We start from the raw sequence: 10,021 nt of genomic DNA, 5'->3' as shown, positions 1-10,021 counted from the left end.
CAATATAAATACAAAAAAGAAGGTGACTCTAAACAAGTTAAGATAAAGGATAGAGCGAGTATTTCTGAAAGACCTAGCAGTGCTAATAGAAAAAATCTTTATCACTTTGAAGGTGACACTATTGTTGGTAAAGACCATAAAAGTGCTATTGTAACAATGGTCGATAGAGCTAGCAGATTTACTATTTTAGCCAAGTCTATAGATAGAACAGCTAATTCAATCAATAGAATATTGTACAAAGTATCTAATGGTCATAAAATATTAACAGCTACATTTGATAATGGTAAAGAGTTTGCTAAACATAAGAAGCTAACTAGCAAGACTGGCATCAAAGTATTCTTTGCTGATCCATACAGTCCTTGGCAAAGAGGTACTAATGAAAACATGAATAGGTATATCAGACAATTTATACCTAAAGGTACTAACTTTAACAATATATCTCATCAATACATTAGAAAGTTACAGATAGACTTGAATAATAGACCTAAGAAATGTTTAAATTACTTGACACCTAATGAAGTACATTTTGGTATCTCTATAAACATTGAGAATACAATCTAGCGTTACTATGGTATAATTTCAATAAATTTTATAAATAGTTTTTTGTTGCATGAAAGATCTATATCATGTAATCGGTTATCCGGTTAAACATAGTCTATCTCCTAAAATTCAAATGGAGCTAGCAAAGCAATATAATCAAGATATACTTTTTACAGCTATTGAAGTTAATCCAGAAGATTTAGAAACAAAGATTCAGGAGTTTCGTGATAATTCTCAAATTAAAGGATTAAGTGTAACTGTACCACATAAAGAAAAAGTATACGATTTGGCAGATGATGCCGATGATACTGCTAAGGCAGTTAAAGCTGCTAGTAATATTGTTTTTACTGAGGATCGTAAAATGATAGCCCTAAACTATGATGGTTTGGGTATAGTTAATGATATTAAGAATAATTATAAAATAGATTTTAGGGATAAAAAAGTTCTTGTAGTAGGGGCTGGAGGAGCTGCCAAATCAGTTGTTGCTGCGATTATTAAAGAGTCGCCATTATCTGTAAGTATTACTAATAGAACTAAAGCAAAAGCAGAAGTGATAAAAGATTTATTCAAATCAGAAGCTAAAATAAATGTGATTGATTTTGGTGATATCAAAGAGTCTTTTGATATCGTGATTAATTCAACATCATCAAGTATTTATGGTGAATTGCTTCCTATAAAAAAAGCAAACTTTAATAAAAGCGCATTTGCTTATGATTTGATGTATAGTTCAGATGGTGGGACTATTTTTACAAAATGGTGCGAAGATAATGGTATTGATGCTGCAGATGGTAAAGGAATGTTAAAAGAGCTTAGTCTTGCAGTATTTAAGTATTGGCGAGGATTATGACTAAAGTAGTCGTTGTGCTAAAATATTCATAAATGGTAGCTACTAGCATAACTGCTTCTGAGAGTTAGATTGAAGAAAAAAATATTGTTCCTTGGTGCTGGTGGTATTGGCGTCTCGGCGTTAGCTGTTGCAGCAAAAAGACTTGGTGCTGATGTTGCCGGCTATGATAGTATTCCAAATAAATTAACTATTAAGTTAGAGTCTTTGGGTATTTCAATATTCTCCAGTCCTAATAGTGTTGATGTTTCAGATTACTATATGGTAGTGTACTCAAGTGCTATTCTTGATAACCATCCTTTGTTATCAAAAGCGCGTGTTTTGGGAGTGCAGTGTTTGCAAAGAGCTATGTTTCTAGCATTATTAATGAAAGATTTTAGGTATAGTATCGCAGTCACCGGAACTCATGGTAAGACTACGACATCAAGTATTCTAGCGACATTGCTATGTAAGCTTGATACAACTAGTAGTTTTGTTGTTGGTGGAGTGGTCAAATATGCTGACTCAAATATTCAGGTAAATGGTACAGATAGGTTAGTTATAGAAGCAGATGAAAGTGATGCTTCATTTTTATATCTAAATCCAAATGTTGCAATAGTTACGAATATTGATCTTGATCACATGTCGACATATAAAAATAGCTATGACAATTTACTTGAGAGCTTTGTAAATTTTTTGATGAAAGAAAGTATCGAAAATATATATTTGTGTGTTGATGATTACGGTTGCAATGATTTGCTATATAAGTATCGTTTGCGAGTAGTAGGAAATATTGTATCTTATGGTTTCACGATAAATTCAGACGCTCGAATATATAATTATAGGGTGCGTGATAACTTAACTACTTTCACAGTTGAGTACAAATCAGGTAAGTATGATTTTGAACTAGAATTACCTGGTAAATATAATGTTCAAAATGCTACCGCGTGTGTTGTAGTGTGTTTGGATTTGGGTTTTGGATATGAAGATATCTATAATGCACTAGCTAGTGTAAAAGGTGTTGCAAGAAGGTTTGATATTTATGATAAGCAGATATCAAGTCATAGAATCTCTGTTATTGATGACTATGGGCATCATCCTGTGGAAGTTACAAGCAGTCTTGAAGCTGTTAGAGATAGGTATCCCAATAAAAAAATAATACATGTCTTTCAGCCATATAGATACACACGCAATAGAGACTTGCTTATAGACTGGCCAAAGGCATTATCTTTAGCTGATCAACTAATAATACTTCCAACATATTCAGCTGGAGAGCAAGTTATACAAGGGGCTGAGAGTCAAGATCTTATCAAAGATATTCCCCAAGCACTTTTAGCTGATAGTTTTGATCATGTGCTCTATTTCTTAGAGAAGCTTGTGTATGATAATACGGTTGTGTTAATTCAAGGAGCGGGAGATGTTACAAATTTGGTGGGTATGATAGGTGAATAGTATAGAAAAAGGAACTCTTTATGTCGTAGCAACGCCTATTGGGAATTTGCAAGATATAACTTATAGAGCTGTGAGTATTCTAAGTAGTGCAGATGTGATTCTAGCAGAGGATACACGTATGACTGCTAAGCTATTGACGAATCTCAATATTCGTGGTGATCAGAAGTTGATCTCATGTCATGATTTTAATGAGGAGTCACGAGTTGAGTATGTCAAAGAGCTTTTAGGCAATGATAATAGCATAGTTTTGGTAAGTGATGCAGGAACACCATTAATTTCAGATCCAGGTTATAAGATAGTTGCAAGCTTACGTAACAGCGGACATAAGGTTGTACCTGTACCAGGTGTTAGTGCATTGATAACGGCATTATCTGCGGCAGGCTTACCTTCGGATAGCTTTCTGTTCAAAGGATTTTTATCAGCGAAACAGGCTAAAAGGCAACAGCAGATTCGTGACCTGCAATTAGCAAATGCAACAGTAATAATATATGAATCTGTACATAGAATTACATATCTTTTAGATGATTTGTTAGAGATAATGCCTCATAACAATATTGTTGTTGCTAAGGAGCTTACAAAGCAGTTTGAGAAATTTGTTGCTGGTTCTGTAGAGGAAGTCTGTGATTTTTTTAAAAATAATCCCGATATTATAAGAGGAGAGTTCGTTGTTGTTATCGACTGTAATAATAGCAATGATATTAGTGATCAGAGTAGTAACCTATGTGTTGATATTGATGACTTACTAAAAGATTTACTGGATGATATGCCGGTTAAAAAAGCAGTTAAGTTAGTGGTTAAGTTCACAGGAGCTAAAAAAAATGACATTTATGAGAGAGCATTGACCGTCAAAAAAGATATTTAATAGCTAATTTAAGGTTTTAAACTTTATCGAACCTCTGTGGTTGTTTAGCTAGTTCGCTCTTAAATCCCTCTAAAAAAGCATCTCTATGTTGTTCATTATCTAGGTTAGTGCTATAGAAAGTGCCCATGATGTAACTAAATTCAGCTACTTGTTGCTTTGAAAGATTATATTTATCATTGTTTAGACCTGCTTTCATACCTTCAATGAAAGATTTATTGTCTACAATATTTGATGAGCTGTAATTTTTTGGTATTTCAAATAAATTAAAACCTAAACTATAGTTAAACTGATCAGTGCTAATATCTTTAGGAAGAGTCTGAGAATCACTATTGAGAATTTCTTGAAGCCTAGTGCTTTCTATGAGCTTAAATTTAGGTTTTGTATTGCTGTAATGATCAGAGATGCCAGATAAAACTATTTTAGGATTGTATAGTTTGGCTGGACTTGAACTAAAAAGAAAGCCTTTCTTAAGACTACTCATTCCGGTTTTATATCCTATCGAAAAGCTAATTTTTTTATTATCATGTTTTTTTAGCAAAAAGTTATCTTGATTATTTATTTTATCTTTTAGGCCTTTATAGAAGTCCTCTAAAGAATATTTTTCATCCGTATCACAGATATTTTTATCTTTGAGTTCTTTTGCAAAAATTACAGCGTTATTGTAGTAGTCTTGAGAGTTTGTATTTACTATTTGTGAGCTGATACCTAAAGATATGCTTAGTAGACAAATTAGAGGGATATATAATTTTTTAAGAATTTTAGTTAGCATAAATTAAAAAAACACATTTGTGCTAATAGATTGTTTTGTTGCTATACTATAAATATAAAACTATAAAAATAAAATATTATGCTACAGCGTGCGTTTTATACTCTAAGGCAGATGTTTAAGTATCGAAAAGCTCTAAGATTATCTGATACTAATCATTTGGAGACTATAATAAATTTAACTCCGGAGATGCTGACTAAGAATCAGGTTAAATATCTTGCTCTAGATTTTGATGGGGTTTTGGCAAGTCATGGTAAGCCTGAAATGCATCCTGAAGTTATGGGTTGGCTTACAAAATTTGTTACTAATTTTTCAGAAGATAGAGTTTTCATTCTTTCTAATAAACCTACTCAAGAGCGACTAGAATACTTTAAAAAATATTTTCCACAGATAAGATTTATATCAGGTGTTGCAAAAAAACCATACCCAGATGGTCTAGAAAAAATAATTAATCTGCTTGGTTGCCAGCCTAGTGAGTTAGCACTCGTTGATGATAGATTGCTAACAGGATGTCTTGCTTGCTTGATAGCAGGCTGTTATCCGATATTGATAACAAGGCCTTATGTCGATAGAGATAATTATACGAAAGAAGAGATATTCTTTGGTTTTCTTCGCTATTGTGAGCAAAAAACATTTCCACCTAAAGCGTAATCACTAGTATTTTATTTGATTATTACTTAATATTATATTAGTAGCTTTAAATTAAAATTTATTTATGAAGAGAATTGTTATTTCGACAGTCTTGATGTCATTTTTGTGTATGGCTTTTGCTAATACTACATTTACACAATCTTTTTTTGGAGACTATGATCATTCAACAGATAGTAGTTTTGCATATGAAAATAATAGCTATAGAGATGATGGAAAAATACAGAAGTATAACAATAAATTCTCTAAAGATGACTCTAATAGTTACAACTGCAGATTTGATGGTGATGGGGAGTTAAAATGTGAAAATTATAGTATCAATACTAGCTCTAAACATACCGACAAAGATGCAGTAAAAAAGATATCGCGACACTACAAGAAGCTAAAAGATGTTAAAGATGTAAGTAAGGGAGATGATTTTAATTGCGCTCTTGATGATAAAAAAGATGTCTATTGCTGGGGTAGTAATAAAAGAGGGCAATTAGGTAGTGATACTAATGCAAAAAAAGTCAAAAAGCCTTTAAGAGTAGATATAGATAATAGTATTAACTTCAAGAAAGTATATACAAAAGCTCACTATGCATGCTCTTTAGATGAAGAGGGTCATGCATATTGTTGGGGTGATGGTACTAATGGTGAGGTTGGTAATGGTGAAAAAGGTCTTTTTGATAAGCCTCAGAAGGTCCAGACGGATATGAGTTCAGCAGGTTAAGCATGGCAACTACCTATACTTGTGGTATTGAGAAAGATACAAATAATCTATATTGTTGAGGTAAAAGTCAAAATGGTCAAAGAAATCTCGATTCAACTGTACCTGTAAAAATGTAACCACAAATGTCTCACGATACAAAGCGATTTCTCACAAACTCTAAAAGTTCTAAGATACTTACTGAAATTATTAATCAACTTGAAGACTGTGAAGAGTTTGTTATAAGTGTTGCTTTTGTGACTTTAGGTGGAGTTATTTGCATTTTAGAGACTTTACGTCAATTAAATGCTCAAGGTGTAAAGGGCAAAATCTTAACAGGATGTTATCTGAATTTTACAGAACCTAAAGCTCTTGAGAAGCTCATGGAATTTAATAATATCGAGTTAAAAGTTCTTAGTGATGATAATTTTCATGCCAAAGGTTTCTTTTTTCGTAATAAGGATAGTTGGCGAATAATTCTAGGTAGCTCAAACCTTACTCAGTCAGCACTTACAGTTAATAACGAATGGAATCTGCTTTTTGAAACTTCTAATAATGACTCAACAACGGAGCAAATTTTAGCAGAATTTGATTATCTTTTTGCTAAAGCAGAATATGCTAGAGATATCATTCAGCAATATAGTCAAATATATCAACAAATAAGTAGCAATATCGCTAGTTATAGACCTATCGATACTAAAATATCTCCTAATAAGATTCAGCAAGATGCATTAGAGAATCTGGATCGATTAAGACAGCAAGGCAAAAATAAAGCATTAATAATTAGTGCCACCGGGACTGGAAAAACTTTTTTAAGTGCTTTTGATGTAGCAAAAGTAAAGCCGGAAAAGTGTTTGTTTATAGTGCATCGTACAAACATTGTAATAAAGGCAAAAGAGACTTTTGAAAAAGTGATAAAAGATAAAACACTTGGTCTGTATACTGGAGAAATCAAAGATCCTGCAGATTATCTATTTGCTACGGTACAAACGCTAAAAAGCCCTAAAACATTAGCAAGCTTTGAGACAAATGAGTTTGACTATATTATAGTTGATGAAGTTCATCATGCAGAAGCACAAAGTTATAAAAAAGTTTTATCACATTTTAAGCCAAAATTTTTACTTGGGATGACTGCTACTCCGGAGCGGAGTGATAATGCTGATATCTTTAAGCTTTTTGATTATAACATCGCTTATGAAATCAGGCTTCATCAGGCGTTAGAATATAATTTTCTTTGTCCATTTCACTATTTTGCTATAGAGGATTTTTATTTAGAATCAGAAGAGGTTTTTGCGAAAGATTTTTCTAAATTAATTAGTGACCAACGAGTTGAGCATATTATTGATAAGGCTAATTTCTATGGTTATAGTGGCAAATCGCGATCAGCTTTAATGTTTGTTAGTAATGTTGATGAGGCAGTACAGCTTGCGACTAAGCTCAGTCAAAGAGGTATCAAAGCTAAAGCTTTATCAAGTCAAGACTCAGAGCGTGTAAGGCAAGAAACTATTGGTGAACTTGAGAGTAGGTTACTTGAAATTATTGTTACAGTAGATATTTTTAATGAGGGTATTGATATTCCATGTGTTAATCAGGTTATCCTTCTAAGGCCTACTCAAAGTGCTATAGTCTATATACAGCAATTAGGGCGTGGACTGCGTAAGTATAAGTCTAAAGACTTTGTTGTGATTTTGGACTTTATCGCAAATTATAACAACAATTTTCTCATTCCTGTGGCATTAAGTGGAGATAATAGTTATGACAAGGACGAGCTTAAAAAGTTTGTAGTCTCACCAAATAATTATTTAGCTGGTGAAAGCACAATTACCTTTAGTAATATTGCTAAGGAAATAATCTATAAAAATATTCAAAGGACAAACTTCTCGCAACTAAAAAATATAAAAAAAGATTATGTTCAGTTAAAGAAAGAACTAGGTAGAGTTCCTAGATTAATAGACTTTCAGGAATATAACTTTATCTCACCAGAGGTTATTTTATCGACTAAAGATACTTACTATGATATTTTGCAAGCTTTTAAAGAAGATGTATTGATTTTAAATCAACGACAATACAATATTATAAAATTTATTTCTAAAGAGTTTACTCCAGCAAAAAGGCTTTATGAGATTTTAATTTTAGAGGAGCTTTTGAAATTCAAAACTATTAATAAAGCTTATTTAGAAGCAGTGTTACGTGATAGTTTAGATGATTTTGACATTATAAGTTTTGCAAATGCACTAGAGCATTTGTCTCTGAAAATATTTACAGTAAATGCCGGTAGAGCAGATTATGAGCCTCTAATATCTGTAGATGGACAAGAGATTAGGTTACTGATATCAGATGTTATTGATGAAAGTAGATTCTTGTATGAGCAAATTAAAGATTTAATAGACTATAATAAAAAAGTTTTTTTTGAAAAATATAGTCCCAATAAGTCTCATGGATTATTGTTATATGCAAAATACTCTAAAAAAGAAATTGCCCATCTATTTAATCAAGATTATGCCAATGGAGGAGTTAATCTTGCTGGATATAGATCTTTTGAAGATAAAGTACTACTGTTTATGACATTTGATGAGAATAAAAAATTTGATATATATGATAATAAGTTTCTCTCAAAACAGACTTTTTCGTATTACTCAAAAAAAGGTAAGACTCTTGGTGATCGTTTAGAAAAGACAATTGGTCAAAATCAATATAAAAGCTATGTTTTCGCACGAGTAAATAAAGATAATAGTTATATTTATCTTGGTATAGTTGCCAAGTGTCTAGTTGCCAAAGAAATAATCACTGAAAAAAAGTTTGTTGAGTATATCTTTGAGCTAGAGAAGCCTCTAACAAATAAGATTTGGCATTATTTTAAAGCTGTTTATAAAACCAAGATTTGATGCGTAATTAAATGATTTTTTATTTTTGTTTGTTATAATGGAAATTGAAGGAAGAACAAATTTGGAGAATCCTAATGGCATACAAAAAAGTTTTATTAGCTGTGAATGTTTATGAAAATGCAGACATCGTTATTAACTCTGCAGTAGATTTCGCTAAAAAGAATAATACAGAAGTTTTAAAGGTTGTTACAGTTATTGATTGTGTAGCTCCATTTGCACCATCTATAGTTGATTTTCAGCACTCTATAGAGCAAGAAGCAAAAGAAGCTTTGGATAAGCTTGTAGCTAAGATTTCAGGTATCAAGGTTGAACACGAAGTACTTGTTGGTAATCCAGCTGTTGAAATCGTTGATTATGCTGAAGAGAGCTGTTGTGATGTGATAGTTTTAGGTTCTCATGCAACTCATGGTATAAATTTACTTCTAGGTTCAGTGGCGAATGCTGTTCTACATAAAGCAAAATGTGACGTGCTAACTGTGAGAGTTAGTGAGAATGAAAAAGAAGCAAGTAAAGCGCATAACTATCAAAGATTGCTTGTACCTACTGATCTTGAAAATGACTCATGTATAGTGGTTGAGAAAGCAAAAGATATAGCAAAACTTTATGGTTCAAAAATTGACACTGCTTTTGTTATACCTAATGACAGTATTTCATTGATGACATATGAAACTGAGAAAGTTGAGCACGCAATAGAGAAGTTTGCTGAGAAAAATGGTATCACTGGAGAGAAGTCAATAATGATAGGTGGTATCGCTAATAGTTTATTAGAAAAAGCAGCTGAGAATAAAAATGATTTGATCGTTGTAGGAAGTCATAGAAAAAGTGCTATTGGTAGATTTTTCTTAGGCTCTACAGCAAATAGCATCTTACATGAAGCTAATGTTGATGTTTTAGTAGTTAGACTTAAATAATCGCTATTTTCTCTTTTTTTCGTTACAGTTAAATTCTAAAAAAAATCATAAAAAGACTCAAAAAGTGTATTTTTTTTGAAAAATATACTTAAATTAAATAATCATGTAAAAAATAATATGCTAGATTGTATTCTGAAAGTTTTAAATAGTTGAAAGAGAGTTCCAAATATAGTTTATTAGGTTTTGACGAAACTAAAATAAACGATAAGGAACTAAAAAATGCCAAAGCACTTAACTCTTTCAAATAGATATTGCATAGAAGAATTACTTAAATTAGGATACCAAACATCTCAAATAGCCAATAAAATTGGCTATAGTGAAAGAGCTATAAAAAAGGAACTTAATCGCACTAGTATAAATAGTGACTATAATGCTGAGATAGCACAGAAGCTATATCAAAGCCGCAGAACTTCAAATAATCATAAGCTATCCTGTAAAGTTAAAAA

9 protein-coding genes and 1 pseudogene are annotated in these 10,021 nt (G+C 31.9%); 9 read left to right on the top strand and 1 reads right to left on the bottom strand.

The window, feature by feature from the left end; genetic code table 11:
- The 4 genes from F8C69_RS06365 to rsmI form a co-directional block, all read left to right on the top strand.
- A partial coding sequence (locus tag F8C69_RS06365) for an IS30 family transposase (protein ID WP_159183759.1) occupies positions 1-561 on the top strand: 561 nt, incomplete at its 5' end.
- A 49-nt stretch (positions 562-610) separates the two neighbouring features.
- Positions 611-1,387, top strand: a complete 777-nt coding sequence (gene aroE / locus F8C69_RS06360; RefSeq protein ID WP_159184616.1) for a shikimate dehydrogenase — start codon at positions 611-613, stop codon at positions 1,385-1,387.
- Between the two features lie 69 nt (positions 1,388-1,456).
- Entirely contained in the window at positions 1,457-2,815 is a 1,359-nt protein-coding gene (gene murC / locus F8C69_RS06355) for a UDP-N-acetylmuramate--L-alanine ligase (RefSeq protein ID WP_159184615.1), read from the top strand.
- Positions 2,808-3,677, top strand: a complete 870-nt coding sequence (gene rsmI, locus F8C69_RS06350; protein WP_159184614.1) for a 16S rRNA (cytidine(1402)-2'-O)-methyltransferase — start codon at positions 2,808-2,810, stop codon at positions 3,675-3,677. Before murC ends, rsmI begins: the two co-directional genes overlap by 8 nt.
- 16 nt (positions 3,678-3,693) lie before the next feature.
- Here rsmI and F8C69_RS06345 read toward each other — a convergent pair whose 3' ends face one another.
- On the bottom strand, positions 3,694-4,446 hold the full coding sequence (locus tag F8C69_RS06345; RefSeq protein ID WP_159184613.1) for a hypothetical protein: 753 nt from the start codon (positions 4,444-4,446) through the stop codon (positions 3,694-3,696).
- Positions 4,447-4,524: 78 nt separating this feature from the next.
- Between F8C69_RS06345 and F8C69_RS06340 the strand changes: the two genes are divergently transcribed.
- The 5 genes and pseudogenes from F8C69_RS06340 to F8C69_RS06320 all read left to right on the top strand — a co-directional run.
- The gene (locus F8C69_RS06340; RefSeq protein ID WP_159184612.1) at positions 4,525-5,094 is read left to right on the top strand and encodes a YqeG family HAD IIIA-type phosphatase; all 570 of its coding nucleotides are present in this window, start codon (positions 4,525-4,527) and stop codon (positions 5,092-5,094) included.
- Between the two features lie 64 nt (positions 5,095-5,158).
- Positions 5,159-5,862: pseudogene (locus tag F8C69_RS06335) on the top strand (RCC1 domain-containing protein).
- Positions 5,863-5,925: 63 nt separating this feature from the next.
- Entirely contained in the window at positions 5,926-8,664 is a 2,739-nt protein-coding gene (locus F8C69_RS06330; RefSeq protein WP_159184611.1) for a DUF3427 domain-containing protein, read from the top strand.
- A 74-nt stretch (positions 8,665-8,738) separates the two neighbouring features.
- Positions 8,739-9,575: a universal stress protein gene (locus F8C69_RS06325; RefSeq protein ID WP_159184610.1), complete on the top strand. Its 837-nt coding sequence runs from the start codon at positions 8,739-8,741 to the stop codon at positions 9,573-9,575.
- A 219-nt stretch (positions 9,576-9,794) separates the two neighbouring features.
- Positions 9,795-10,021 (top strand): helix-turn-helix domain-containing protein (locus F8C69_RS06320; RefSeq protein ID WP_159184567.1); only part of this gene is annotated, 227 nt, incomplete at its 3' end.

The organism is Francisella noatunensis subsp. noatunensis, from assembly GCF_009823375.1.
GTDB classification, from domain to species: Bacteria; Pseudomonadota; Gammaproteobacteria; order Francisellales; family Francisellaceae; genus Francisella; species Francisella noatunensis.
The sequence above is the reverse complement of the archived record's forward strand: the minus strand, read 5'-3'. Positions and strand labels throughout refer to the sequence as shown.

Coding starts and splice junctions, on each gene's coding strand:
- F8C69_RS06340 (WP_159184612.1), top strand. CDS start 4,525: ATGCTACAGCGTGCGTTTTATACTCTAAGGCAGATGTTTAAGTATCGA.
- aroE (WP_159184616.1), top strand. CDS start 611: ATGAAAGATCTATATCATGTAATCGGTTATCCGGTTAAACATAGTCTA.
- F8C69_RS06345 (WP_159184613.1), bottom strand. CDS start 4,446: ATGCTAACTAAAATTCTTAAAAAATTATATATCCCTCTAATTTGTCTA.
- F8C69_RS06325 (WP_159184610.1), top strand. CDS start 8,739: ATGGCATACAAAAAAGTTTTATTAGCTGTGAATGTTTATGAAAATGCA.
- F8C69_RS06330 (WP_159184611.1), top strand. CDS start 5,926: ATGTCTCACGATACAAAGCGATTTCTCACAAACTCTAAAAGTTCTAAG.